This window comes from Amaricoccus sp. B4 (genome assembly GCF_043226085.1).
In the GTDB taxonomy this organism is placed as follows: Bacteria; Pseudomonadota; Alphaproteobacteria; order Rhodobacterales; family Rhodobacteraceae; genus Amaricoccus.
This window is the reverse complement of sequence record NZ_CP171225.1, coordinates 1028910-1055112: the sequence shown is the minus strand read 5'-3', so window position 1 is coordinate 1055112 and position 26203 is coordinate 1028910. Positions and strand designations below refer to the sequence as shown.

Here is a 26203-nt window from a genome sequence, read left to right as displayed (position 1 = left end):
CGTTTTCGGCGCGGGGCAATGCTATTTTGCGCGCCAGACCAGCACGAGCCCGCCGGAGAGCAGGGCTGCGAGCGAGAACCAGGTGATCGCGTAGACGAGGTGGCTGTTGTGGAAGCGGATCACGGTGAGCCCGCCACGGGGCCAGCCGGAGCCGTCTGCATCCGCATCGATGAAATAGGGCGCGATGTCATGCAGGCCGCGGGCCGCGGCAATGGCAGCGACATCGCGGGAATACCAGCGGTCCGCGCCGGGATCGTTGGCCCGCAGGAAGGCGCCGCCGGGCTCGCTGAGGCGCAGGAGGCCGGTAATTTCCGTCTCGTCGCCGGGAGGGGCGGCGGAGGGCTCCGCCGGGCGGCCGTCGCCCGTGGGGAGGAAGCCGCGGTTGACGAGCACGACGAACCCGCGGTCGGTCAGGAAGGGGGCGAGCACCCAGTCGCCGCCGCCGAGCTCGGTCACCGCGAGGACGCGGGTTTCAGGACTGTCGAGAAAATGCCCCGTCACCCGGACATGGCGGTATTCGTCGCGGTCGCGGGAGACGGAAGGCCAGTCGGCAGGGCCGGGGGCAGCGGCGGGCGCCGCATGAACGCGGGCCTCGACGCGGTCGATCAGGTCGAGCTTCCAGGCGCGGCGCTCGACCTGCCAGATGCCGAGCGCGAGGAAGACCGCGACGGCGAGGATTCCCAGCCCGAGATATGCGAGCCGGGCCATGGAGGGCCTTCGGCTCAATCGTGACCGCCGTGCTGCGCCCCGTTGGTGTCATCTTCGAGCCCGAAATCCGGCATGCCCTCGGTGGTGCCGGGCTGCATCGGTGCCGGTTCGTGCATCATGCCGGGCATCATGTTCCGGTCGAGGTGATACATCACCCAGAGCGAGCCGGTGAGCGCGATGAGGACGAGAATGAGGGTGAAGATGAGCGCCATGACCGACCATCCGCCCTCCGCCTTCGTGTCCATGTGCAGGAAGTAGACCATGTGGACGAAGATCTGGACGACGGCGAAGCCGATGACGAGCACGGCGGTCAGCGCCGCGCTGTCGAAGGGGCGGCCCATCACCAGCCAGAACGGGATCGCCGTCAGGATGACGGAAAGCACGAAGCCAGTGATGTAGCCGCTCAGGGTCGAATGGCTGGGGGCGGTATCGTGATGATGTCCGTGGGCGCTCATCGCATCACTCCCAGCAGGTAGACGAAGGTGAAGACGCCGATCCAGACCACGTCGAGGAAATGCCAGAACATGCTGAGGCAGAGCAGCCGCCGGCGGTTGGCCTCGATCAGCCCGTGCTTGCGGAGCTGGACCACCATCACGGCGATCCAGACGAGACCGGACGTCACGTGCAGCCCGTGGGTGCCGACGAGCGCGAAGAAGGAGGAGAGGAACGCGCTCCGTTGTGGCCCGGCGCCCTCGGCGATCAGCGAGCCGAACTCGTAGAGCTCGATGCAGACGAAGGCCGCGCCGAAGGCTGCGGTCACCATCAGCCATTTCTGCGTCCGCTGGTTGTCGTCGTCCTGCATGGCGAGGATGGCGAAGCCGTAGGTGATCGAGGAGAAGAGCAGCATCGCCGTGTTGACCGCGACGAGCGGCAGCTCGAAGACATCCGCCGGGGTGGGGCCCGCGGCGTAGTTCGCCCCGAGCACCCCAAAGGTCGCGAACAGCATCGCGAAGATGAGACTGTCGCTCATCAGGTAGATCCAGAACCCGAGCAGGGTGCTGTGGCCGGGTGGATGGTCCGGGCCTTCCGCGACGTGAAAGACCCGGCGGTCGGTTTCAGTGCCGTGCATCAATGTCGTATCCGTCATGTTCAGGCCCCGGCCCCCAGAAGTCGCGTCCGCTCGTTCTCGGAGGCGCTCACCTCGCCGGCCGGGATCGAGTAGTCCCGGTTGTAGTTGAAGGTGTGCCAGATGGTGACGCCGATCATGCCCACGAAGGCGACGATCGCGAGCCACCAGATGTGCCAGACCATGGCGAAGCCCAGGGCGACGCTGAGGCCCGCGAGGTAGACGCCGGTGCCGGTGTTCTTCGGCATGTGGATCGGGATGAAGCCGTCCTCCGGCCGGACGTAGCCGTGCCGCTTCATGTCGGTCCAGGCATCGAGATCATGCACCACCGGCGTGAAGGCGAAGTTGTAGGCTGGCGGCGGCGAGGAGGTGGACCATTCGAGGGTCCGGCCGTCCCAGGGGTCGCCCGTGGTGTCGCGCAGCGCCTCGCGGTTGCGGATGCTGACGAAGAGCTGCATGAGGAAGGCGCCGATGCCGACCGCGATCATCGCCGCGCCGCAGGCCGCGATCACGAACCAGACCTGCAGGCTCGGATCGTCGAAGACGCGAAGGCGCCGGGTGACGCCCATGAGGCCGAGCACGTAGAGCGGCATGAAGGCGACGTAGAAACCGCCGACCCAGAACCAGAACGAGATCTTGCCCCAGAACGGATCGAGCCGGAAGCCGAAGGCCTTGGGGAACCAGAAGTTCATGCCGGCAAAGAGCCCGAAGAGCACGCCGCCGATGATGACGTTGTGGAAATGGGCGATCAGGAACAGGCTGTTGTGGAGCACGAAGTCGACCGGCGGCACCGCAAGCAGCACGCCCGTCATCCCGCCGATCACGAAGGTGATCATGAAGGCGACCGTCCACATCATCGGCAGGTCGAAGCGGATCCGGCCGCGATACATCGTGAAGAGCCAGTTGAATATCTTCGCCCCGGTCGGAATCGAGATGACCATCGTGGTGATCCCGAAGAACGAGTTCACGCTCGCGCCTGAGCCCATGGTGAAGAAGTGGTGCAGCCACACGAGGTAGGAGAGTATCGTGATGACCACGGTGGCATAGACCATCGAGGTGTAGCCGAAGAGCCGCTTGCCCGAGAAGGTCGAGGTGACCTCGGAGAAGATCCCGAAGACCGGCAGGATAAGAATGTAGACCTCCGGATGCCCCCAGATCCAGATGAGGTTCACATACATCATCGAGTTGCCGCCGAAATCGTTCGTGAAGAAGTTCATTCCGACGTAGCGGTCAAGCATGAGCAGCGCGAGGACAGCGGTCAGCACGGGGAAGGCCGCGACGATGAGGATGTTGGTGCAGAGCGCCGTCCACGTGAAGATCGGCATCCGCATCAAGGTCATGCCCGGCGCGCGCATCTTCACGATGGTGCAGATCAGGTTGACGCCCGAGAGCAATGTCCCGATCCCCGCGATCTGCAGCCCCCATATGTAGTAATCCACCCCGACATCCGGGCTGTAGGCGATGCCCGAGAGCGGCGGATACGCCAGCCAGCCGGTCTTGGCGAATTCCCCGATGAACAGCGACATCATGATGATGACGGCACCGGACACGGTCATCCAGAAGCTGAAGTTGTTGAGGAACGGGAACGAGACGTCGCGCGCGCCGATCTGCAAGGGCATGATGTAGTTCATCATGCCCGTCACCATCGGCATGGCGACGAAGAAGATCATGATGACGCCGTGCGCGGTGAAGATCTGATCGTAGTGATGGGAGGGCAGGTAGCCGTCGGAGCCGTTGAAGGCGATCGCCTGCTGGAGCCGCATCATGATCGCGTCGGCGAAGCCCCGGAGCAACATGATGACGCCGAGCACCATGTACATGATGCCGATCTTCTTGTGATCGACGCTCGTGAACCATTCGCTCCAGAGATACCCCCAGAGCCTGTAGCGCGTTATGGCGAAGAGCACGGAGCTGCCAATGAGAGCGACGACAATGAATGTCACCACCAGAATCGGCTCATGATAGGGAATGGCAGACCAGGTCAGTTTGCCGAACAGGAAATGGGTCAGTGCATCCATCGCTCAGTGTTCCTCTTCGGATCCGTGATCCATGGCGGCTTCGTTCGTGCCATGAGCGTCCATCGGTCCGCCGCGCCGCGTGGTCTTGTCGTATTCGAGTGCGTCGGGTGGGGCCCAGCTGTGGTGGCCCTCGCCGCCGTGCGCCTCTGCGGCCTGCGCGCTGCCGTGCGGTCCGTGAATGTCGCGCAGGCAGAGCTTGCCGGGCTCGACACACATGCTCACCACGTCGTCGAAGAGAGACGGGTCTGTCGCGCCGAAGTATCGGACAGGGGCGTTCTCGCTCGGCTTTTCAAGTTCGAGATAGGCTGCGCGATCAAGGGTTCCCTCGCCGCCGCGCACCTTCGCGATCCACTGGTCGAAGGCCTGGCTGTCGACGCCGTGGAACTCGAACTTCATGCCCGAGTAGCCTGCGCCGCTGTAGTTCGACGAGAAGCCGCCGAACTCGCCGGGCTCGTTGATGACGGCATGGAGCTTGGTCTCCATCCCCGGCATCGCGTAGATCTGGCCCGCCAGTGCCGGGATGAAGAAGGCGTTCATCACCGTCGAGGAGGTGAGCCGGAACCGGATCGGCCGGTCCACGGGCGCGGCGATCTCGTTGACCGTGGCAACGCCGTATTGCGGGTAGATGAATAGCCATTTCCAGTCGAGTGCGACTGCCTCGATCTCAAGCGGCTCGGTGCCGGCGGCGACGGGCGTGTCGCTGTCGATGCGCTCGATCGGGCGGTAGGGATCGAGCAGATGCGTCCCCATCCAGGTGAGCGCGCCGAGCCAGATGATGATGAGGAGCGGTGCGCCCCAAATCACAAGCTCCAGTTGAGTTGAGTGGTCCCAATCGGGATCATAGCGCGCTTCGCGATTTGCCTGGCGGTACTTCCAGGCAAAGAAGACTGTCAGGAACAAGACCGGAATGATGACCAGAAGCATCAAGACGGTCGAAATGATCAGAAGATCTCGTTGCTGTGCTGCGATATCGCCGGATGGGGAAAGTACCACCCACTTACAACCAGCAACCGTCAGGAGAAGAACGAACGGCAATACATGCCGGCCTCGAAGTCGTCTCAAGAGATAGCCCACCTTGCCAGCGTCCATTAGCTTGGCGCAATTTGACCTCTGTTTAGAGAGTAGAGGTCGCCTGCCTGCTATGACATATTGCCCCGACTCATTTTCCTATGCCTCATCGGCGATCGGTTCAACCCGCCTTGACGTGACCGGGGAATGATCGTCAAAAGTTTGCTGCACCAATGGAAGGCTGTCAGATGAACACTGATCCATCCGCCGCTGCACTGCCGTCGTCCGGCCATGGAGGCTCAATGGGCGACGGAAGAGGGCACTCCGGCCAACACGGAATTGGCCCCGGGGAGACCGCAATCGGCGTGATCATCGGACGAACTTCCGAGTTCTTCGACTTCTTCGTCTTCGCGATTGCGTCGGTCCTCGTGTTCCCGCGCCACGTGTTTCCCTTTGTCGATCCCGTGACCGGGACGCTCTATTCCTTCGGGTTCTTCGCGATCGCGTTCCTCGCCCGGCCCTTCGGCACGGCGCTGTTCATGAAGATCGACCGGGCGCACGGGCGGGGCGTGAAACTCACCACGGCGCTCTTCACGCTCGGCACATCGACGGCAGGGATGGCGTTCCTGCCGAGCTACGAAACGATTGGAATTGCTGCGCCAATTCTGCTCGCGCTCTTCCGTATCGGACAAGGGCTCGCGATGGGCGGGGTCTGGGACGGGCTCGCCTCGCTGCTCTCGGTCAACGTCGATCCGAAGCGCCGCGGCTGGTATGCGATGATCCCGCAGCTCGGCGCGCCGCTCGGTCTGGTCGTCGCGAGCGGACTCTTCGCCTACTTTTACGGCAACCTGACCCGGGCCGACTTCTACGACTGGGGCTGGCGCTATCCCTTCTTCGTGGCCATGGCGATCAACGTGGTGGCGCTTTTCGCCCGGCTGCGCATCGTGGTGACGGAGGAGTATCAGAACCAGTTCGAGGCGCGTCACCTGCAGCCGACACCCATTTTCCAGACGATTCGGGAAGAGGGGATGACTATCGTTCTCGGGGCCTTCGTGCCGCTCGCAAGCTTCGCGCTCTTCCACATGGTCACGGTATTTCCGCTCTCCTGGGTCTTCCTCTACACCGAGGAATCGATCTCTCACTTCCTTGTGATCGAGATGATCGGGGCGCTGTTCGGCGTTGCGGCGATGGTTGTCGGCGGCTGGCTCTCCGATCGCCACGGCCGACAGTTGATGCTTGGGGCGACGGCGCTCGCCATCGCGATCTTCAGCGGATTCGCTCCGCTCCTGCTCAATGGCGGTGATATCGGCGAGCTCGCCTTCATGATCATCGGCTTCAGCATCCTCGGCCTCTGCTTCGGCCAGGCCTCGGGATCGGTCGCGTCGAACTTTGGGGTAAAGAACCGCTACACCGCCTCGGCGCTGACCTCGGACTTCGCCTGGCTGCTCGGCGCGGGATTCGCTCCGCTCGCGGCACTCTCGCTCGCCAGCGCCTTCGGGCTCGGCGCCTCGGGCGGATATCTGCTCTCGGGCGCGGTCTGCACTCTCATCGCGCTCTATGTAAGCTATCAGAAACGCGGCCGGCTCGACTGAGCCGGCACGCGCACCGGCAGGCCGATGGAGCGTCTGCCGGTGCGCCATCGCGGGTGCCCGCGAGTGCGGACCTTTTCCGGTGTACCGAAGCGGCAGCGGAGCGGGTTCTGTCGAGCCGGCCCGTGTTTTGCCTTTTGGCGGATATGCAAACGCCAGCATGCGGGGAGCATGCTGGCGTTGCGGTCTTCGAGCGCGCCTCCAGGCTCCGCCGTCAGGCGGGGATGCAGGTCTGGTGCTGGGTGCCGAGGCCCTCGATGCCGAGGGCCATCCGGTCGCCGGCTCTGAGATAGGCCGGCGGCTTCTGGCCCATGCCGACGCCCGGCGGCGTGCCGGTGGAGATGATGTCGCCAGGATGCAGGCTCATGAACTGCGAGAGATGGGAGATGAGCTGCGCGACGCCGAAATGCATGGTGGCGGTCGAACCGTCCTGATAGCGGGTGCCGTTGACCTCGAGCCACATCGAAAGGCGCTGCGGGTCGGCGATCTCGTCGGCGGTAACCAGCCATGGACCGATCGGGCCGAAGGTGTCGTGGCTCTTGCCCTTGACCCACTGACCTGAGCGATGAAGCTGGAAGTCGCGCTCGCTGAGATCGTTGACCACGCAATAGCCTGCGACATGGGCGAGTGCATCAGCCTCGGAGACGTATTTCGCGGGCTTGCCGATCACCACGCCGAGCTCGACCTCCCAGTCGCTCTTCACCGAACCGCGGGGGATCTCGACATCGTCATCGGGGCCGCAGATTGCGGAAACCGCCTTGGAAAACAGCACCGGCTCCTCGGGGAGCGCCATGCCGCTTTCGGCGGCGTGGTCGGCATAGTTGAGGCCGATGCAGAGAAATTTGCCCACCCGGCCCACACAGGGGCCGATCCGCTGGCCACTGACCGCGGGCAGGCTCGAGAGGTCGGTGGCGCGGAGCCCATCGAGGCCCGCGGGCGTCAGCACCTCGCCGGCGATGTCGTCCACAAGGCCGGAGAGATCGCGAACCGTGCCGTCGGTATCGAGAATGCCGGGCTTTTCCTGGCCTTTCGGGCCATAGCGCAAGAGTTTCATGCTGTTTCCTTCAAATCGCCCAGCCGCCGTCAATCACATGGGTCTGGCCGGTGACAAAGGCCGCCTCGTCCGAGGCGAGCCAGACCGCGAGGGCCGCGATCTCCGCGGCAGTGCCGATGCGACCCATCGGCTGGCGCGCGATGAACTCGGCAAGCGCCGTGTCGTAATCCCCGGTGGCGCGCAGCCGGTCGTGCAGGGAGGGACTGTCCACCGTGCCGGGGCAGATCGCGTTGCAGCGGATGCCGCGGGTCACGAAATCGGCGGCGACCGCTTTGGTGAGGCCGATCACGGCGGCCTTGGAGGCGGAGTAGGCGAAGCGGTTCGGCACGCCCTTGAGCGAGGAAGCGACGGAGGCCATGTTGATGATCGCCCCGCCACCCGCGGCCAGCATCTCCGGCAGGGCGCTGCGGATCAGGCGATACATCGAGGTCACGTTCAGATCGAAGGTGAAGCTCCAGTCCTCGGGCGCGCAGTCGAGGATCGTGCCGGAATGGACGTAGCCTGCGCAGTTGAAGAGGATGTCGAGCGGGCCGAGGCGCCCGATGAGGGCGGACACCGCAGCGGAGTCGGTCACATCGAGATGCACGGTCTCCGCGCCGGCAAGGCTCTCAAGCGCCGGGGCGTTGATGTCGCAGGCGATGACCCGCGCGCCCTCGGCCATGAAGCGTTCGGCGGTTGCGCGTCCGATGCCCTGGCCCGCCGCAGTGACCAGGGCGGTCTTGTTTTCCAGTCGTCCCACGGGATCTCCCCTACATTACGGCGCCGATCTGCCAGGGCACGAACTCGACCCCGCCAAACCCCTGCGCCTCGCTTTTCGTTTTTTCGCCCGATGCAACGCGCAGCATCAGCTCGAAGATCTCGCGGCCCTTTTCGGCGATCGGGACACCCTCGACGATGTCGCCGCAATTCACATCCATGTCTTCCTGCATGCGGGCATACATCTCGCTGTTGGAGGCGAGCTTGATGCAGGGCACGGGCTTGTAGCCCGAGACGCTGCCGCGGCCGGTGGTGAAGGCGATGAGGTTGGCGCCGGATGCCGTCTGGCCGGTGACCGAGCAGGGGTCGTAGCCGGGGCTGTCCATGAAGGCGAGGCCGGGGCTGTCGATGGGCTCGCCGTAGCGGTAGACGCCGGAAAGCGGCGCGGTGCCTGCCTTTGCGACAGCACCGAGGCTCTTTTCGAGGATCGTGGTCAGGCCGCCGCGCTTGTTGCCCGGCGAGGGATTGTTGTCCATCTCGCCGAAGTTCCGCGCCGTGTAGTCTTCCCACCATTCGATCAGATCGACGAGCCGGCGCCCGGTGGGTTCGTCGACCGCGCGGCGTGTGAGCAGGTGCTCGGCGCCGTAGATCTCGGAGGTCTCGGAGAGCATGGTGATGCCGCCCTGGCGCACGAGCAGGTCGGAGGCCACGCCGAGGGCGGGATTGGCGGTGAAGCCCGAGTAGCCGTCAGAGCCGCCGCACTGCATGCCGACCGAGAGGTGCCGGGCGGGTACGCTTTCGCGCCCGACCCGGTCGGCCTCGGCAGCAAGCTCGCGCAGGATCGCGACGCCTTTCTCAACCGTTGCCCTCGTGCCGCCGGTCTGCTGGATCGTCATGTAGCGGAAGCGGGCGCTGTCCTTCAGCGCCTTGCGGTCGATGAGATCGGGGATCTGCATCACCTCGCAGCCGAGGCCGACCATGAGGATCGCGCCAAAATTGGGGTTGTGGCCGTAGCCGGCGATGGTGCGGAAGAGCGTCTCGTAGCCATCGCCCTTGCCGGACATGCCGCAACCCGTGCCGTGGACGATGGGCACAACACCATCGACATTGGGAAACGCGTCGAGCCAGCCCGCGCGCTCGGCGGCCTCGGCGATGAAGCGGGCGACCGAGCCTGCGCAGTTCACCGAGGTGAGGATGCCGATGAAGTTGCGGGTGCCGACCCGGCCGGAAGGGCGGACATAGCCGCGGAAGCGCGCTTCGGTCTCGGCAGGCGGCAGCGGGCGCAGGTCGGCGCCGAAGGCATAGTCCTGCCGGTGGGCGCCCATGCCGAGGTTCTGGACGTGGACATGCGCGCCGGGCTCGATCGTGGCAAGTGCAGTGCCGATGATCTGGCCGTATTTCCGGATGGTCTCGCCCGCCGCGATGGTGCGCGACGCGACCTTGTGCCCGGCCGGGATATCCTCGCACGCAGCCGGTCCGCCGGGTTCGAGCACGGTGCCCGCCATGATGGCGCGCGGTGCGATCAGCACGTTGTCGTCGGGATGCAGGCGGACGGTTGCGGGGGCGGCTCCTGTACGGGCCGCCGCGTCTGGCAGCGAGGTCATGGTGTCACGACGATCTTGATGATGGTCTCCCGGTCCGAGGCAAGCCCGGCGAAGCGGTCAGGCAGGTCGGTGAGCGGAACGACCTCGGAAAGCAGCGCGCCGGTGTCGATTTCGCCGCCGCGGATCGCCGCGATCACCCGGGCGAAATCCGCCGCGAGCGCGTTGCGGCTGCCGATGATCCGGGCTTCGCGCTTGTGGAACTCGGGGTCGGAGAAGGTGATGTCGTTCTTCACCACGCTCACGAGGGTGTAGGTCGCGCCGTGGGCGAGGAGGGGGAAGCCCGCCTCGATCGCGGCGGCGCTGCCGGTGGCATCGAAGATCGCATCGAACCCGTCGGCGCGTTCGCCGGTCAGGATGTCGCTGCCCGTGAGATGGGTGTCAGAGAAGCCGAAGCGGTCGCGCGCCTGGGCGAGCCGTGCCGCACTCTGGTCGAGCAGGTGGACCTCGGCCCCCTCGGCGCGCGCGAAGAGTGCGGTGCCGAGACCGATCGGGCCGGCGCCGGTGACGAGGACCCGGTCTCCGGCGGAAAGCTTCGCGCGGGCGACGGCGTGGGCGCCGATGGCGAGGAACTCGACCATAGCGGCCTGGATCTCGCTGAGCCCGTCGGCCGGGACGATGTTGCCTTCGGGCACGGCGACGCGGGCGCACATGCCGCCGTCGCGATGGACGCCGAGAACTTCGATCTTCATGCAGCAATTGGGCTTGCCGCGCCGGCAGGCCCGGCAGGTGCCGCAGGAGAGGTAGGGGTTGATGGCGACGATCCGGCCGGCGTCGGGCCCGTCCGCGAGCCGTCCGCCAAGCTCGTGGCCGATGACGCGGGGGTATTCGAGATAGGGGTGCTTGCCCTCGAAGATGTGGTAGTCGGTTCCGCAGATGCCGATGGCGGCGATATCCACAAGCCGCCAGCCTTCGGGGGCCGAAGCCGGCAGCGTGCGGGGCGAGAGCGAGAAGCGGCCGGGTGCGTCGCAGGTGCCGCAGAGCTGGGTGGTGAGCACGTCGTCCATCATTGTGCCATCTCCGCGGAGCGCGGGGTCCAGTCGAGCGGCAGTTCGCCCTTGATGATGAGGCTCAGGATGTCGTCCTTGGTGACGTCCTCGATGTCATGTTCGCCGACGAGGTTGCCCTTGTTCATCACGACGACCCGGTCGCAGAGCTCGAAGACGTCATGCATGTCGTGGCTCACCAGCAGGATGCCGATGCCTTGAGCCTTCAGCCGACGGACGAGATCGGCGACCATCGCGGTTTCCGAGGGGCCGAGTGCCGCGGTCGGCTCGTCCATGATGAGGACCTTCACGTCAAAGTAGATCGCACGCGCGATGGCGATCACCTGGCGCTGGCCACCGGAGAGGCTCAGGACGGGATCGGTCAGGTTGCGGAAATTGGGGTTGAGCGTGGCGAGGACCTTGCGGGCCTCGCTCAGCATCCGGGCGTCGTCGAGATTGCCGAAGCGGGTCTTGATCTCGCGCCCGAGGAAGAGATTGGCCGGCGCATCGAGGTGATCGGCGAGCGCCAGTGTCTGGTAGATGGTCTCGATCCCGAGGTCGCGGGCATCATTGGGCGAGTCGAAGCTCACCGTCTTGCCGCGGATGCGGATCTCCCCGCCGGTCGGCAGCATGGCGCCCGAAAGGATCCGCATGAGGCAGGATTTTCCCGCGCCGTTATGCCCGAGCACGCCAACGATCTCGCCGGGGAAGAGCTTGAGCGATACGCCGTTCACGGCATGCACGCCGCCGAAGTGCTTCTCGATGCCGATCATCTCGACGAGAGGGGGCGCGGGGGATGTCATGGCGGGCCTTTCGCAATTCCGGTTCAGGTTCGGCCCGCCCCCCGGGGGGAGGGGGCGGGCGTGGCGCAGAGCGGGCTCAGTAGAGAACGTTTTGTGCGCTGTCGCTGTCGACGTTGTCCTTGTCGACGAGGACGACACCGGTGTTGATGAAGGGCTCGACCTCGCCGCCGTTCAGCACATCGAGGACCGCGCTGACGCCCTTCTCGCCCATCTGGAACGAGCCTTGGACGGCGATGGCATCGAGCACGCCGTCGCGCACGAACTGCTGGAGATCGGCGTTGCCGTCGAAGCCGATGGCGGTCAGGGTCCCGGCGCGGCCCGACTGGACGAGCGCCCGGCCCATGCCGACGGCCGTAGGCTCGTTGGCCCCGAAGATGCCGACGAGGTCCGGATTGGCGGCGAGCACGTCGGTCGTCTGGTTGAGCGCGGTCGCCATCTGCGACTGCGAGTAGTAGGGGCCGACGATCTCGAGCTTGGAATTGGCCTCGATATACTTCACGAAGCAGCCGACACGGCCGATCTCCGAGCCGACCCCGGCCACGTAGGACATGACCGCCACCTTGCCCTCGCTGCCGGCCTTGTCGATCATGCGCTTGGCGACTTCCTCGCCCGCGGCGCAGTTGTCGGTTGAGAGGAAGGACTGGTAGGCGCCCTTGGCCTCGTCGGAGAGCGCACTGTCGATAATGACGACGGGAATGGCGTTCTCGTAGGCGCGCTTGACGACGGGCACGAGCGCCTCCGGATCGGAGGGCGCGAGCACGATGCCCGCGACGCCGCGATTGATCGCATTCTCCACGAGGTTTACCTCGTCGGCGACGGCGCTCTCGGTGGCGGGGCCGTCGAAGCTCATCGTGTGTTCGTTCTGGCCGGCAATCGCGGCCTCCGCGCCGAGATTGACGTTCTGCCAGAAGTTCGAGTTGGTCGTCTTGACGATGACGGCGATCTCTCCCGCCTGCGCCTGGGCAGCCGTGAGGGCCAATGCCGAGGCCGCGAGCATGCCGGCTTTCTTGAAGGTCATTTCAGTTCTCCCTGGACGTTGTTTTTCAGTTTCTGTTGCGCAGCTGATCGATCCAGACCGCGCCGATGACGACGAAGCCGATCACGATCTGCTGGATGAACGCGGAGACCCCGGCCATGTTGAGACCGTTGCGCAGAATGCCGATGATGAAGGCGCCGATCATCGTGCCCGAAATGCCGCCGACCCCGCCCATGAGAGAGGCACCGCCGATCACCGCCGCAGCGATGGCATCGAGCTCGTACATCACGCCCTCGCTGGGCTGGGCGGTGACGAGGCGCGACATCAGCACGTTACCCGCGAGCCCGGCCAGTGCACCCGACATCACGTAGGCCATGATCTTCGTGCGGTCGACGAGCACGCCGGCGAGCCGGGCGGCTTCCTCGTTGGAACCGGTCGCATAGATGTGGCGGCCGAGTTGGCGGCGGCGGAGCAGGTAGGCCGCCGCTGCCGCGACGATGACAAGGAGGATCACCGGGTAGGGGATGCCGGGAAAGACCACGCGGGGAAAACCATTCTCGCGCAGTTCCACGACCCGGAACAGGCTGCCGTTGCCGAGAATGCCGAAGGGCTCGCCGAGCCCGGAGACCGGCGCGGCCCCCGTCAGCTGAAGCGCGAGGCCGCGGGCGATGAGCATCATGCCGAGCGTGGCAACGAAGGGGGTGATGCGCATCCGGGTGATGACAAAGCCGTTGAAGGCACCGCAGAGAGCCCCTGTCACGACGCCAAGCATCATTGCCGGGATGACCGGGAGGCCCGCCTTGACGCTGAGGCCGGTAATGACGCCCGAGAGGGCGAGGACCGATCCGACGGAAAGATCGATGCCTCCGGTGATGATCACCATCGTCATGCCAATGCCGAGCAGGCCGATGACGGATGTCTGCAGCAGCACCGTGAGGCCGTTGTTGACGGAAAGGAACGCAGCGTTGCCGAAGGCAAAGACGACGATGAGAAGCGCCAGCGTCATCAACGCTGTCAGGCGATGAAAGGTGTCGGCGGAGAACTTCAACGCGCCCGCCGTCTCGCCACCTCCGGCCTGGGTTGCCTCAGTCATGGATCCTCCCCGGGTATCGCTGAATGCGAAAACGGAACTTTATGATTAAAAACAATTTGCGTGGCACTGGTGGAGATGTCAAATGTTTTTAATAATTGCTGGCCCGGGATCAGGTCGGAAACAGGCAGGAGGAATGCCATGGCACGGACGGACGTGCGGTTCAGGCGGGCGTACAATCGCCTGATCGAGCTCTGTGGCGCACTGGCTCCGGGCGGCTCGCTGCCTTCGGAGAATGCCCTGGCGGCAGAGTTCGGCGTAAGCCGCACGGTGGTGCGCGCCGGGCTCAAGCGACTCGTCAAGGTCGGCATCCTTTCCTGGGACGGCCGCGAGAAGACCGTGCTCAGGTGCCCCGAAGAGCGTGACAGGCTGGCGCTGGATGGCGCGGCCTCCGGCGATGACATGGAGGAGCTCGAGGCGCGGTTTCTCGACTGGGTGCTGCGCTTCGACGTGCCGGCGGGCACACCGCTCAACGTGGCCCAGCTTTCGCGGGATTTCGGCGTGGCACCGCACCGGTTGCAGGAGTTCCTGTCAAGCTTCACGCCCTTCGGGCTCGTCGAGCGGCGCCCGCACGGCGGCTGGACGCTTCTGGGCTTCACCCGCGACTTCGCGGTGGAGCTGTCAGAATTCCGGTCCGTGCTGGAGCTGAATGCCGTGCGGCATGTGGTGAACGCCCCGGTCGATCATTCGATCTGGCGGCAGCTCGGGCAGATTCGCGGCGAGCATCTGGCGCTCAAGGAGCAGATCGACGCGAAGTTCCACGACTTCTCGAAACTTGACGAGCGGTTTCACACCGCGCTGAATTCGGTGGTGCGCAACCGGTTCGTGGCCGAGTTCCAGAAGGTGATCTCACTCATTTTCCATTACCACTACATGTGGGACAAGACCGACGAGCGCCGCCGGAATGCGGCGGCGATCGAGGAGCATCTGGCGCTTATCGATGCGCTCGAGAAGCGGGACGCGGCGGCGGCGGAGGAAGCGGCGCGCGGCCATCTCCGCACCTCGATGACGACGCTTCTCTCCTCGCTCCGCGACCATCAGCTCGGCTGATACGGCGGACGGGCCCCGTTTCAGGCGAGGGCTGCGTTTGCCTCCTCGGGCAGCGGCCTTGCCAGCAGTTCGAGGTTGCGCAGGAGGGAGCTGGGCTTTGCCGTGCCGAGGAGGACCGAGGCGGTTGCGGGCGCGCGCCGGGCGAAATGGAGCGCGGCGGCGGCGAGGGAAATGCCGGAGGCTTCTGCGCGGGTCTGGAGCGTACGCACCCGCGCAAGCACTTCTTCCGGCGCGCGGCCGTAGTCATAGGTGGCGCCCGGAACCGGGCCGGTGGCAAGGATGCCGGAGTTGAAGATCCCGCCGAGTACGAGGCTGGTGCCGGTTTCGAGGCAGCGGGGCAGGAGGGCCGCCTCTGCGCTGCGATCGAGCAGCGTGAGGCGCCCGGCCAGAAGGATGACGTCGATCGGCCCGTGCGCCATCACCTCGAGGCAGACGTCGCATTCGTTAACCCCGAGGCCGAAGGCGCGGATCCGGCCGCGCTCCTTGAGGCGGACGAGGCGCTCGTAGCCGGTCTCGAAAAATTCTTTCATGTGCAAGTGGTTGCTGGCACCGTGGGTGTAGGCGCCGATGTCATGGACATAGACGATCTCGATGTGGGTGCGGCCGGTTCGGGCAAGGCTCTGCTCGAAGCTCTCCTCGATCCCGTCGCCGCTGTAGTCGTAGCGGACATCGTTCTGGGCGGGACTCACGAAGCCGTCGGCCTCGGCGATGGGCGCGCGCGCCGGGGAAAGCACGCGGCCGACCTTGGTGGAGAGGATGGCGTCCGGGTGGGCGGCGAGGAAGGGGGCGAGCCGCATTTCAGAAAGGCCGCGTCCGTAATGCGGCGCCGTGTCGAAATAGCGGATGCCGCTTTCCCAGGCCGTTTCGAGAACGGCGCGAACGTCGGCTTCCGCGACCTCGCGATAGAGATTGCCGATGCTTGCGCAGCCGAAGGAGATCTCGCTGACCGAAAGGTCGGTGCGGCCCACGAGGTTCATGCGCATGTAATGGCCTCCAGTGCTGCCGAGAGACGGGGCTTTGCGACGGTATCGCCCTGCGACCGGGCCCAGTCGAGGAAGGCCACGATCCGGCGCTCGACCTTCTGCACGTGGTTCTGGGCGATGTCGGCAAGCGGATGATCCAGGAACGGGTTGGCGAAGCGGTCGAGAATAACGGCGACATAGTGCCGGGCTGCTTCACCCTCGCCCGCTGCGATGAAGGCGGGCAGCACCTCCTCGCCGTAAAGGTCTTCGAGCCGCTGCGCCCAGGCAGGATCGCAGACCAGCTCCCGGACGAAGCGATGAGGACGGCCTTGCCTGAGCCATTCCGAGACGAGCCAGGTGTGGCCGAGATTGAGGAAGAAGAGCTTGAGCCGGGCGACGGCGTCGAGATCCTGCACGACGCGAATTGCTGGATGGGTGCAGGGGAGTCGCAAGCCAGGGCGGGACTGGATCGCCCAGAGCGCGTAAGGCTCGGCGACTGCGCCCGCGGGCTCAAGAGGTTCGGAAACGATGCGGTCGACGAGGGAATCGACCCAGGTTACCTCGTCACGCAGCCAGGCGCAGAAGTTCGGGTCCATGGCCTCGGCGGCATCCAGCGTCAGGGCGCAGAGTGCGGCGCCGTTCCGCTCGATGAGCTCGGTGGGCATGACCTGGATCCGGCGTCCGCCCGCCTCGAACCGTGCGCGCAGGAGATGGGCGAGCTTGGCCGGATAGGACATTCCCTGCTCGAAACTCTGCGCGCGATCGGTCGGGCGGGGAGCAAAGCCCGCGTCGGAGGTGTTCGAGAGGATAATCTCCGCCTCCTCGGCGATGATCCGCTCGATCTCGGGCAGATCCGTTGCGGTCGAGAGGCCGCGGACGACGCTGGTGACGTGCGCATCCTCCTCTATCACCGCTCCATTCTCGAGACCGCGGACGCGAACAGTGTATCCCGCGACGAGACCGGCGAGGCGCCGCGCGCGCCTCGGATCGCCGCTGCTCTGCACCACCGTGACCGGCCCCAGCGCCCTGCCGCGCGCCATGGCGTCGGAAACGAAGAGATCGGCATGGGCCTGCAGGAAGCGGCTCGTGCCGAACTGAATGATGGGCGTTGTTGACATGAATGTCCTCCCTTGAAATAGTGTTTAAAATCATAAAAGACATTCAGTCAACGGATTCCGTTGGCGCCCGTGGAGGACAGTTGATGATCGACGCGCACCACCATCTCTGGCGCATTGATCGCGGGGATTATTCCTGGATGGATGACAGCGTCGCCGCGATCCGGCGGGATTTCCTGCTGCCGGATCTCGCGGCGGTCACGAGGCCCGCCTGCATCGCGGGGACGATGATCGTGCAGGCCGCGCCGACGCTTGAGGAAACCGAGTTCCTGCTCTCGCTCGCGGATGCATCCACCACGCCCGAGATCCTCGGCGTGGTGGGCTGGGTTGACCTCGAGGGCAATATGGAGGCGCAGCTTGACCGTCTCCGGCATCCGAAACTCAAGGGCATCCGGCCAATGCTGCAGGATATCGAGGACACTGGCTGGATTCTGTCGCCCGATGTGATGGCGGGGCTCGAAACCGTTGCCCGGCGCGGGCTGGCGCTCGATGCCCTGATCACACCGCGCCATCTCGAGGTCCTTGCGCACGTGGCGGCGCAGCTGCCGCGGCTCCGGATTGTCATCGACCATTGCGCAAAACCGGTCTTTGCAGGCTCCGGTCCGGGGGAGGCATGGCGGACGGGTATGGCGCGGCTCTCGGCGCTTCCGCAGATGCATTGCAAGCTTTCGGGTCTTGCCAACGAATTCGGGCCTGGCTGGTCGGAGGCCGGACTGCGGCCGGTCTGCCGCCACGTTCTGGAGCATTTCGGTCCGGAGCGGGTCATGTGGGGCAGCGACTGGCCGGTTCTCGACCTTGCGGGGTCTTACGCCGACTGGTTCGCCGCCGCGCGGGCCCTGACGGCACATCTGCCGCAAGCTGCGCGCGAGTCAGTTTTCGGGGGTACCGCAACCCGGTTCTACCAGCTCGGAGAGGGGGCCTGACATGCAGAGGATGGGACTGGTGATCGGCATCGATCCCGCGCAGATAACGGAATACCGGCGGCTTCACGCCGCCGTCTGGCCGGAGGTGCTCGCCCGGCTTACGACGTCGAATATCACCAACTACTCGATTTTCCTGCGCGAGCCGGAAAACCTGCTTTTCAGCTACTGGGAGTATGTCGGTACGGATTTCGCCGCCGACGATGCGGCCATTGCGGCTGACCCGGTGACGCAAGAGTGGTGGAAGCTCTGCGGTCCGATGCAGCGGCCGCTCGCAACGCGCGCCGAAGGGGAATGGTGGGCCGGGATGCTTGAGGTCTTCCACCTCGACTAGACTGAAAATGGTTCGGAGCGAAACACTCCGAACCATTTTGGCGCCAGATCATTGGCCAGACCAAAAGCCTTGGTCGGGCCGCGCTACACTCCGAAGCGGCTTTGCTTCGAGAACTCGTGCCGGCGTCAGTGCGCGTGCAGAGCGCGGCGACGTGCCACCCGGGCCCGGATCGCCTCGATGTCGGTTTCGGGCGTCGCGGCGAAGAGCTGGCGCGTGTAGGGGTGTTGCGGGTTGGAGAAGACCGTATCGCGGCTGCCCTGTTCCACCACCTCGCCCTTGTTCATCACCATGACTTCATCGGCGATGTAGCGGACGACCGAAAGGTCGTGGCTGATGAAGACATAGGTGAGGCCGAATTCCTCCTGGAGATCGGCCAGCAGGTTCAGTACCTGTGCCTGCACCGAGAGATCGAGCGCGGAAACCGGCTCGTCGAGCACGAGGAGATCGGGATTCAGCATGAGGGCGCGGGCGATGGCGATGCGCTGGCGCTGACCGCCCGAGAACATGTGCGGATAGCGGTTGAAGTGCTCCGGGGCGAGTCCGACCTTGATGAGCATCGCCTCGGCGCGGGTTCGGCGTTCGGCAGCGGGCAGGTCTGTGTTGAGCTGGAGCGGCTCCATCAGGACGTTGCCGATCTTCTGGCGCGGATTGAGGCTGCCGTAGGGGTTCTGGAACACCATCTGCACCTTGGACCGCAGGGCCGGCGACGGCCGGCGGGTGCCGATGTCGACCTCGTCGCCATCGATGCGGAGCGTGCCGCCCGATTGACGGTCGATCAAGGCGATGATGCGGGCGAGGGTCGATTTGCCTGAGCCCGACTCGCCGACGATCGCAAGCGTCCGGCCCTTCTCGACCGCAAAGCTCGCGCCCTTCACCGCACGGATGGTCTCGGCCTTGCCGAAGAGCCCGCCGGCGACAAAATAGTCCTGCGTGAGGGCGTTGCCCTCGACGACAATACTCATTGCGCGCCCTCCGCGCCGAAGAAATCGGAAACCGTGGGGAGCCGGTCGCCCGTCGCATTCTCTGGCAGGGCGGAGAGCAGCGCGCGGGTATAGGGGTGCTGCGGCGCCTCGAAGAGGCTGAGGACGTCGGCCTCTTCCATCTTTCGGCCCTTGTACTGCACCACGACCCGGTCGGCGGTCTCGGCAACCACGCCCATATCATGGGTGATGAGGATGAGCGCCATGCCGTGCTCCTCCTGGAGTTTCATCAGCAGGTCGAGGATCTGCTTCTGGATCGTCACGTCGAGAGCCGTGGTGGGTTCGTCGGCGATGAGCAGGCGGGGGTTGGTTGCGATCGCCATCGCGATCATCACGCGCTGGCACTGTCCGCCGGACATCTGGTGCGGATAGGACTGGATCTTGGCCGCCGGTTCGGGAATGCCCACCGCCTGAAAGAGCTCGATGGCGCGGGCATGTGCCTCGCGCCGGCTCATGCCGAGATTGAGCCGGAGCACTTCCTCGATCTGGAACCCGACGGTGAAGGAGGGGTTGAGCGAGGCGATCGGCTCCTGGAAGATCATGGTGATTTCCCGCCCGATGATGCGCCGCCGCTCGGCCCTCGAGAGGCGCAGCAGATCCGTGCCGTCGAAGATCATCTCGTCGGCGGTGACGGTTGCGGTGTCGGGCAGGAGCCCCATCACCGCGAGCATCGACACGGATTTGCCCGAACCCGACTCGCCCACGATCGCGAGCACTTCGCGGGGCGAGACCGAGACGTCGATGCCATCGACGGCGGTGAAGGCTCCGGTCGCGGTGGCGAAGCGGACCGTGAGGTTGCGGATGGTGAGAATGGGCATCGGCGTCCTCCGTTCAGCTCTTCTTGAGCTTGGGATCGAGCGCATCGCGCAGCCCGTCGCCCATCAGGTTGATTGCGAGCACCGAGACGAGGATCGCGAGGCCGGGGAAGGTCACCACCCACCAGGCGCGCAGGATGAACTCGCGGGCCTCTGCGAGCATCGTGCCCCATTCGGATGCGGGCGGCTGTGCGCCCATCCCGAGAAAGCCGAGTGCGGCGGCATCGAGCACGGCGGAGGAGAAGGAGAGCGTTGCCTGCACGATGAGCGGTGCGAGGCAGTTGGGCAGGATGGTGCGGAACATGAGCCGCATGTTGCCCGCCCCTGCGACCTGCGCGGCGGTGACATATTCCCGCCGCTTCTCGCCCATTACCGCGGCGCGGGTGAGGCGGGCAAAATGCGGCTGGTAGACAATGGCGATGGCGATCATCGCGTTGGTAAGCCCCGGCCCCAGCACTGCGACGAGCACAAGGGCGAGAAGGAGCGAGGGAAAGGCCAGGATCACATCCATCACGCGCATGATGACCGCGTCGACCCACCCGCCGAAGAAGCCGGCGACAAGGCCGATCACGATACCGCCCGAGAGGGCGATCGAGACCACGACGACCCCGATGAAGAGCGAATACTGCGCGCCGAAGATCAGCCGCGAGAGCATGTCGCGGCCAACCGCATCCGTGCCGAGCAGGAATTCGGCGCGCCCGCCCTCCTGCCAGACCGGCGGCACGAGCAGCGCGTCGCGGAACTGCGCGGCCGGATTGTGCGGGGCAATGAGCGGCGCGAAGACCGCCATGATCACGAGGCAGATGAAGACGGCGAGGCCTGCAACCGCGCCGCGGTTCTGGCGGAAGTGATACCAGAATTCCGCGAGCATCCGGCGCCGGATTGCCGCACTGCTGAGCTTTACGGTCGTATCGGTCATCGGCGGCGGATCCTCGGATTGATGAGGCCATAGGTTAGATCGACGAGAAGGTTCACGATCATGACGAGGCCCGCGATCAGCAGGAGCCCGCTCTGGACCACCGGATAATCGCGCCGCGAGATCGAATCGATCATCCATTTGCCGATGCCGGGCCAGGAGAAGATCGTCTCGGTCAGGATTGCGCCGGCCATCAGCACGCCGACCTGAAGCCCGATGGTGGTAATGACCGGGATCATCGCGTTGCGTAGCGCATGGACCATGACCACCCGGCGGAATGGCAGGCCCTTGGCCTTCGCGGTGCGCACATAGTCCTCTCCCATGACCTCGAGCATCGCCGAACGGGTCTGGCGGGCGATCACCGCGAGCGGGATCGTCGCCAGCACGATCGAGGGCAGGATCAGGTGCGATACAGCGGAGGCGAAGGCGCCCTTCTGGCCAGAGAGCAGGCTGTCGATCAGCATGAAGCCGGTAACGGGCGGAAAGAAATACATGAGCGAGATACGCCCCGAAACCGGCGTCCAGCCGAGCGTGCCGGAGAAGAAGATGATGAGAAGCAGGCCCCACCAGAAGATCGGCATGGAGAAGCCGACGAGCGCGACGGTCATCGAGATCTGATCGAACCAGGAGCCGCGCTTGATCGCCGCGAGCACGCCGACCGGCACGCCGATGACCGTCGCGATGACGATGGCGACGAAGGCGAGCTCAAGCGTTGCGGGGAAGAGTGCCAGAAATTCGGTCAGCACCGGCTTCTTGGTGACAAGCGAATTGCCGAGATCCCCGTGCAGCAGCCGGCCGAGGAAGTCGAGATACTGCTGCCAGAGCGGGCGATCGAAACCGAGCTGCGCCGCCAGCTCGGCATGCCGCTCCGGCGACAGACCGCGCTCTCCCGCCATCAGCAGGACCGGGTCGCCGGGCAGGACGCGGACGAAACCGAAGGCGATGATGGTGATCCCGAGAAAGGTCGGGACGAGATAGAGCAGCTTGGTGAGAAAGAACCGGATCATGATGTCGCTCCCCTTTCCGGGCGCGCGGCGGAGAATGGCTCGCGCGCCCGGTCCCCATGTCCGAGCGGTTACTCGGCGAGATCGACGGTATCGAAGGCGAAGTCCCCGAGCGGGCTCATGACAAACCCGGTCACGTCGGCGCGCATCGGCACGAACTGTGTCGAATGGGCGAGCGTGTCCCAGGGGGCCTGTTCCTTGAAGATCACCTGGGCCTCTTCATAGAGGCGGGTGCGCTCGGCAATGTCGTTGGTGGTCTTGGCTTCGGACAGGAGTTTGGAGAAATCCTCGTTGCACCACTGCGCGCGGTTCGCACCGCCGTCGCCCGTCGCGGCGCAGGAGAGCAGCACCCCCATGAAGTTGTCCGGGTCACCGTTGTCGCCGGTCCAGCCGAGAATCACGGCGCCGTCGCGGTTCACTTCGGTGGATTTCTTGAGATACTCACCCCACTCGTAGCTGACGATTTCGGCATTGACGCCGACTTTCGCCAGATCGGACTGCATGAGCTCGGCCGTGCGCCGCGCATTCGGCATGTAGGGCCGCTGTACCGGCATGGCCCAGATCTTCATCGAGAGACCGGAGGCACCTGCCTCCTCGAGCATCGCCTTGGCGGTATCCGGGTCGTAGGGATCATCCTCGATCGCGTCGTTGTAGGACCACATTGTCGGCGGGATCGGGTTCTTCGCGATCTGGCCCGCGCCCTGAAACACGGCATCGATGATGGCCTGCTTGTTGATCGCCATGTTGAGGGCCTTGCGCACCTTCGGATTGTCGAAGGGGGCGACAGTGGTGTTGTAGGCGAGATAGGCGACGTTGAGCCCCGGCTGCTCGTCGAGCTTGAGGCTGTCATCGGCGCGGATCGAGTCGAGATCGGCCGGCGCAGGGTAGGGCATCAGGTGACATTCGCCCGCCTTGAGCTTCTGAAGGCGGACCGAACCGTCCGGGGTAATGGCAAAGACCAGATCGTCGATCTTCGGCGCTTCGCCCCAGTAGTCGGCGTTCTTCTGATAGCGGATCACCGCATCCTTCTGGTAGGCGACGAAGCGGAACGGACCGGTGCCGATCGGCAGGTTGTTGAGGTCTTCCTTCGTGCCGGCCTCCGCCAGCGTGTCGGCATATTCTTTCGATACGATCGAGGCAAAGGGCATCGCGATATTGGCCAGGAAGGGAGCCTCCGGCCGGTTCAGCACGAACTTGACCGTGTGGTCATCGACCTTGACGATCTCCTTGACGAGGTCGGGCATCTCCATGGCGTCGTAATATTCGTAGGTTATGCCGGGGATATACTGGTGCCACGGGTCATCGGTGCTGGCCTGGCGCATGAAACTAAAGATCACGTCGTCGGCGTTGAAATCTCGGCTTGGGGTGAACTTGTCATTCGAATGGAATTTGACCCCTTCGCGGAGGTGGAAGGTATATTCCAGCCCGTCCTCCGAGACCTCCCAGCTTTCGGCAAGTGCGGGCTCGACTTCGGTCGTCCCGGGCTTGAACTGCGCGAGGCGGTTGTAGACGGCGTGCGCCGAGGCGTCAAAAGTGGTGCCCGCCGTATAGGGGGCCGGGTCGAAACCTTCGGGTGAGGCCTCGGAGCAATAGACAAACGTCTTGGCGGCAGCGGGCATTGCTGCGCACAAGGCAAGGATAGAAGCGGCAATCAGGCTTCGGGACATGCGTCTCATGGTCGTCCTCTGTCGCTGTTGGGGCCCGGATTCCTTCACCCTGCCGAGATTTCGGATGATGCGATCTGCTGATGCCCGGCCCCGTTCTCGGTCCATGACAATTTTTTGACCATTTGCTCAAAACTGCAAGCACGGAGTTTCGGGACACGCCGTCGCGTCCCGCCCGCTGGACGGCGGAGCAGGGTGCATGACCCTGCAAGGCGATGCTCTGCCGGGTGAAAAGAGTTGTGAAGGCCGTGTCCTGACCGGCGCTATTTCACATAGAAATGCAGCCGTGCACGGTCAGTACGGTGCGTTGCAAAATAGAGTTCGACCGGCGTTCCGTGCTGATCGCTCGAAAGCGATTCGATTCCCAGAAGTGGCGTGCCGGGTTCGACCTCGAGCAGCGCCGCGGTCTCTTCCGACGCGCTGATCGCCTCGATCCAGCGTTCCGCGCGGGTGAGGACGATGCCGTAGCGCCGCCGCAGTGTCTCGTAGAGCGAGCGGTTCTCCATTGGCGCCGCCTCCATGCCGGGAACGGCGGAGGGGCGCAGCAGGGCGAGGACCCGGGTGCGCGGCTCGTCATCGACGCAGAGCACGCGGTCGAGCACGGCGACGTTCGGCTCGTCATCGCGCAGGCTGAGCTTGTGCGCTTCATCTGCGGTGGCCGGGCGCAGGCCCTGGAACAGGATCCGGCGCGAGACGATCTTGCTCGTGCCGACAAAATCGCTGGTGAAGGAGATCGTCGTGCCGATGAAATCCTGATCGGTGCGGGCTTCGGAGACGAAGGAGCCCTTGCCCTGCATCTTGTAGACCCGGCGTTCGACCACGAGCTGGTTGAGGGCTTCGCGCACCACGGTGCGTGACACGCCGAACATGCGGCAGAGCTCCGCTTCAGATGGCAACTGGTCGTGGGGCGAGAGGTTGCCCGAGGCAATCATCTCGATAAGGCGCGCCTTTGCCTGGGCCCAGAGCGGCGCGCTGCCCTCCTCGGCGGAGCGGTGCAGCACGGCGGTTGCGATACCGGCCCTCATGGCGGCTTCAGGCTTGGGCGCTTGCGACATGGCGAATCTCGGTTTGCGGTTGGGCCGGCACGCGATGCCTGCTGGCCAGAAGGTCGAGGGTGGCGGCGATCTCGGCCTCCTTGCGCTCGGGGCTCCACCCAAGCAGTGTTGCCGCAATCTCCGCGCAATCGCAAATTGTTGCAGCGCTCGTATGGCCTTCGAACGCCATCAGGGTCCGGCGCAGCACGATATCCTCGAGGCGGGTGACGCGCTCGCGGGTCGTGATCCAGGCAATCTCGCCCGCGTGGTAGGCAGGGGCGCCGGCAAGCGGACGTCTGCCCTCGGCATCGAAGCTGGCCGCGACCTCGGCGCCAAGGCTGCCATACCGGTCGAGCAGGCGCTGCGCGTCCTCCGGTGTTATCCGCCCCTTGCCGGCGATATCGCCAATGGCCGCTGCGCGGCCTTCGGGCGTGCGGGGGAACCCGTGTCCGCCGCCGATTGCGAGGGCTTCCGTCGAGGCGCTCCGGCTGGCATCGATCATCGGCAGGATCTTGTCGGTGAGTTGCTCGGCGCAGGCACGGTACGTGGTCCATTTGCCGCCGATCAGCGTGACGACGCGGAAAGGGCGGCCGGGGGCGGGCTCGAAGACGCGGAAGGTATGATCACGGCTGATGGCGCCCGTGGCACCATCCCCGCTGAGAGGCAAGGGGCGCACACCGGAATAGACGAAACGGATCTGATCCCGCGCAGGGGCCGCCTCAGGCAGCAGATCGGTCAGCACATCGAAGAGGTAGTCGATCTCCGCATCGGTGCAGACGCTCTCGTCGGGGTTCGTCACCCTGAGATCGGTGGTGCCGAGCAGGACCATGCGCTCGTCGAGCCGGAAGATCAGGCAGGCGCGGTGATCGCGGGTTTCGAAATAGAGCATGACATCACCGAGTTCGGCGGCGAGATCGGGGCGCTCAAGGACGAGATGCGATCCGCGGGTTCCGCCGATCAGCCGGTCCGGCACACCGATGCGCTTGTCCACCCTGTCGGCCCAGGCGCCTGCGCAGTTGACGACGAGGCTCGGACGGATGGTGGTGGAGCGGCCGGTCTGGCGGTCGAGCAGCTCGACGGCACCGTCGATCATGCTCGTAACTTCCGTATAGGGTGCAGCGAAGGCGTCCGGGCAGGCCGCCTCGGCATCGGCGACGAGTTCGAGCGACAGGCGCTCCGGCGAGTGGATCCGGGCGTCCCAGTATTCAAGTACGGCCCGGACATCCGCGGCGAAGGGGATCTGCTTCCGGGCTGTGGCGATCGGCACCGGACGGTGCCGCGGCATGGTGCGCTTGAGCTTGCCGAAATGATCGAAGATCACGAGGCCCGCGCGTACGGCGAGCGCGCCCTTCGGGCCCGGCGTGCGCTTGAGCTTGAGGAAGCGAAGGCCGGCGTCGATGAGCCCTCCCGTCCAGCTCAGCGCGGGCACCCAGACCGGAATCGGCCGGACGAGATGCGGGGCGTTGAGGAGGAGGCGATTGCGCTCCTCGACGGATTCGCGGACGAGAGCAAATTCGCCGGTCTCGAGATAGCGCAACCCGCCGTGGATGAGCCGGGAGGGGGCCGAGCTGGTTCCGGAGGCAAAATCACCACGCTCGACGAGCACCGCAGGGATGCCCTGTGCGGCGAGATCGCGGAATACGCCGATCCCGTTGATTCCCCCACCGATGATGAGAACCCTGCCATCCCCTTCGCCGCGGGCGAGGCGCCCCATCACTTCATCTCGGCTTTGCATGTTGTCCTCCGGTCATTTCGCAGCGTCTCCGCGCCCTTGCTTGTTATTACAACTTAGAACGGAAGTCCGATCAAGGGGA

The 26203-nt window shown here is 65.1% G+C and carries 25 protein-coding genes; 4 read left to right on the top strand and 21 right to left on the bottom strand.

Going from position 1 to position 26203, the window contains the following annotated elements:
- Nucleotides 1-21: 21 nt before the first annotated feature.
- From ACF66B_RS05035 to cyoA, 5 genes are read right to left on the bottom strand one after another with little or no spacing between them, the layout of a single operon-like run.
- The gene (locus tag ACF66B_RS05035) at nt 22-708 is read right to left on the bottom strand and encodes an SURF1 family protein (protein WP_111431368.1); all 687 of its coding nucleotides are present in this window, start codon (nt 706-708) and stop codon (nt 22-24) included.
- Between the two features lie 14 nt (nt 709-722).
- A complete protein-coding gene (gene cyoD, locus ACF66B_RS05030) occupies nt 723-1163 on the bottom strand; it encodes a cytochrome o ubiquinol oxidase subunit IV (protein WP_111431369.1) in 441 nt (146 codons plus the stop codon).
- Nucleotides 1160-1795 (bottom strand): cytochrome o ubiquinol oxidase subunit III, encoded by a 636-nt coding sequence (gene cyoC / locus ACF66B_RS05025; protein WP_111431370.1) that lies wholly within the window; start codon nt 1793-1795, stop codon nt 1160-1162. Before cyoC ends, cyoD begins: the two co-directional genes overlap by 4 nt.
- A 2-nt stretch (nt 1796-1797) precedes the next feature.
- Nucleotides 1798-3792, bottom strand: coding sequence for a cytochrome o ubiquinol oxidase subunit I (gene cyoB / locus ACF66B_RS05020; protein WP_111431371.1), 1995 nt, complete (start codon nt 3790-3792; stop codon nt 1798-1800).
- A gap of 3 nt (nt 3793-3795) precedes the next feature.
- Nucleotides 3796-4866, bottom strand: coding sequence for a ubiquinol oxidase subunit II (gene cyoA / locus ACF66B_RS05015; RefSeq protein ID WP_392664218.1), 1071 nt, complete (start codon nt 4864-4866; stop codon nt 3796-3798).
- A 299-nt stretch (nt 4867-5165) separates the two neighbouring features.
- Between cyoA and ACF66B_RS05010 the strand changes: the two genes are divergently transcribed.
- Complete coding sequence (locus tag ACF66B_RS05010) at nt 5166-6392, top strand: MFS transporter (RefSeq protein WP_392664216.1); 1227 nt, start codon at nt 5166-5168, stop codon at nt 6390-6392.
- Between the two features lie 211 nt (nt 6393-6603).
- Here the strand turns inward: ACF66B_RS05010 and ACF66B_RS05005 are convergent, their stop codons facing one another.
- From ACF66B_RS05005 to ACF66B_RS04975, 7 genes are all read right to left on the bottom strand, one after another.
- Complete coding sequence (locus ACF66B_RS05005; protein ID WP_111431374.1) at nt 6604-7443, bottom strand: fumarylacetoacetate hydrolase family protein; 840 nt, start codon at nt 7441-7443, stop codon at nt 6604-6606.
- Between the two features lie 10 nt (nt 7444-7453).
- Nucleotides 7454-8182, bottom strand: coding sequence for an SDR family oxidoreductase (locus ACF66B_RS05000; RefSeq protein WP_111431375.1), 729 nt, complete (start codon nt 8180-8182; stop codon nt 7454-7456).
- Nucleotides 8183-8192: 10 nt separating this feature from the next.
- On the bottom strand, nt 8193-9743 hold the full coding sequence (locus tag ACF66B_RS04995) for an altronate dehydratase family protein (protein ID WP_111431376.1): 1551 nt from the start codon (nt 9741-9743) through the stop codon (nt 8193-8195).
- Nucleotides 9740-10750 (bottom strand): zinc-binding alcohol dehydrogenase family protein, encoded by a 1011-nt coding sequence (locus ACF66B_RS04990; protein ID WP_392664212.1) that lies wholly within the window; start codon nt 10748-10750, stop codon nt 9740-9742. The genes ACF66B_RS04995 and ACF66B_RS04990 overlap by 4 nt, the downstream gene beginning before the upstream one ends.
- Entirely contained in the window at nt 10747-11529 is a 783-nt protein-coding gene (locus ACF66B_RS04985) for an ATP-binding cassette domain-containing protein (RefSeq protein ID WP_392664210.1), read from the bottom strand. Before ACF66B_RS04985 ends, ACF66B_RS04990 begins: the two co-directional genes overlap by 4 nt.
- Before the next feature lie 76 nt (nt 11530-11605).
- The gene (locus ACF66B_RS04980; RefSeq protein WP_111431378.1) at nt 11606-12547 is read right to left on the bottom strand and encodes an ABC transporter substrate-binding protein; all 942 of its coding nucleotides are present in this window, start codon (nt 12545-12547) and stop codon (nt 11606-11608) included.
- Between the two features lie 25 nt (nt 12548-12572).
- Nucleotides 12573-13598, bottom strand: coding sequence for an ABC transporter permease (locus tag ACF66B_RS04975; RefSeq protein WP_111431379.1), 1026 nt, complete (start codon nt 13596-13598; stop codon nt 12573-12575).
- A gap of 138 nt (nt 13599-13736) precedes the next feature.
- Here ACF66B_RS04975 and ACF66B_RS04970 point away from each other — a divergent pair, with 138 nt between their 5' ends.
- Complete coding sequence (locus ACF66B_RS04970) at nt 13737-14645, top strand: GntR family transcriptional regulator (protein ID WP_111431380.1); 909 nt, start codon at nt 13737-13739, stop codon at nt 14643-14645.
- 20 nt (nt 14646-14665) lie between these two features.
- Here ACF66B_RS04970 and ACF66B_RS04965 read toward each other — a convergent pair whose 3' ends face one another.
- Together ACF66B_RS04965 and ACF66B_RS04960 are read right to left on the bottom strand one after the other, a co-directional pair.
- Nucleotides 14666-15628 carry an aldo/keto reductase gene (locus ACF66B_RS04965; protein WP_111431381.1) on the bottom strand — a complete coding sequence of 321 codons (963 nt, stop codon included), beginning with the start codon at nt 15626-15628 and terminating at the stop codon, nt 14666-14668.
- A complete protein-coding gene (locus ACF66B_RS04960; protein ID WP_111431382.1) occupies nt 15619-16725 on the bottom strand; it encodes a mannitol dehydrogenase family protein in 1107 nt (368 codons plus the stop codon). The genes ACF66B_RS04965 and ACF66B_RS04960 overlap by 10 nt, the downstream gene beginning before the upstream one ends.
- An 83-nt stretch (nt 16726-16808) precedes the next feature.
- Here ACF66B_RS04960 and ACF66B_RS04955 point away from each other — a divergent pair, with 83 nt between their 5' ends.
- Both ACF66B_RS04955 and ACF66B_RS04950 read left to right on the top strand, forming a co-directional pair.
- Nucleotides 16809-17645, top strand: coding sequence for an amidohydrolase family protein (locus ACF66B_RS04955; protein WP_111431383.1), 837 nt, complete (start codon nt 16809-16811; stop codon nt 17643-17645).
- Nucleotide 17646: 1 nt separating this feature from the next.
- Entirely contained in the window at nt 17647-17976 is a 330-nt protein-coding gene (locus ACF66B_RS04950) for an L-rhamnose mutarotase (RefSeq protein ID WP_111431384.1), read from the top strand.
- Nucleotides 17977-18101: 125 nt separating this feature from the next.
- On the opposite strand, the gene ACF66B_RS04945 is transcribed toward ACF66B_RS04950, so the two are convergent.
- The 7 genes from ACF66B_RS04945 to ACF66B_RS04915 all read right to left on the bottom strand — a co-directional run bounded on the left by ACF66B_RS04945 (nt 18102) and on the right by ACF66B_RS04915 (nt 26124).
- The gene (locus tag ACF66B_RS04945; protein ID WP_111431385.1) at nt 18102-18938 is read right to left on the bottom strand and encodes an ATP-binding cassette domain-containing protein; all 837 of its coding nucleotides are present in this window, start codon (nt 18936-18938) and stop codon (nt 18102-18104) included.
- On the bottom strand, nt 18935-19774 hold the full coding sequence (locus ACF66B_RS04940; protein WP_111431386.1) for an ABC transporter ATP-binding protein: 840 nt from the start codon (nt 19772-19774) through the stop codon (nt 18935-18937). Before ACF66B_RS04940 ends, ACF66B_RS04945 begins: the two co-directional genes overlap by 4 nt.
- 13 nt (nt 19775-19787) lie before the next feature.
- On the bottom strand, nt 19788-20690 hold the full coding sequence (locus ACF66B_RS04935; RefSeq protein WP_111431387.1) for an ABC transporter permease subunit: 903 nt from the start codon (nt 20688-20690) through the stop codon (nt 19788-19790).
- A complete protein-coding gene (locus ACF66B_RS04930; protein ID WP_111431388.1) occupies nt 20687-21694 on the bottom strand; it encodes an ABC transporter permease subunit in 1008 nt (335 codons plus the stop codon). The genes ACF66B_RS04935 and ACF66B_RS04930 overlap by 4 nt, the downstream gene beginning before the upstream one ends.
- Nucleotides 21695-21762: 68 nt before the next feature.
- Nucleotides 21763-23358 carry an ABC transporter substrate-binding protein gene (locus ACF66B_RS04925; RefSeq protein WP_392664812.1) on the bottom strand — a complete coding sequence of 532 codons (1596 nt, stop codon included), beginning with the start codon at nt 23356-23358 and terminating at the stop codon, nt 21763-21765.
- A gap of 260 nt (nt 23359-23618) precedes the next feature.
- A complete protein-coding gene (locus tag ACF66B_RS04920; RefSeq protein ID WP_162683394.1) occupies nt 23619-24380 on the bottom strand; it encodes a GntR family transcriptional regulator in 762 nt (253 codons plus the stop codon).
- Between the two features lie 7 nt (nt 24381-24387).
- The gene (locus ACF66B_RS04915) at nt 24388-26124 is read right to left on the bottom strand and encodes a glycerol-3-phosphate dehydrogenase/oxidase (RefSeq protein WP_111431391.1); all 1737 of its coding nucleotides are present in this window, start codon (nt 26122-26124) and stop codon (nt 24388-24390) included.
- Nucleotides 26125-26203: the final 79 nt, after the last annotated feature.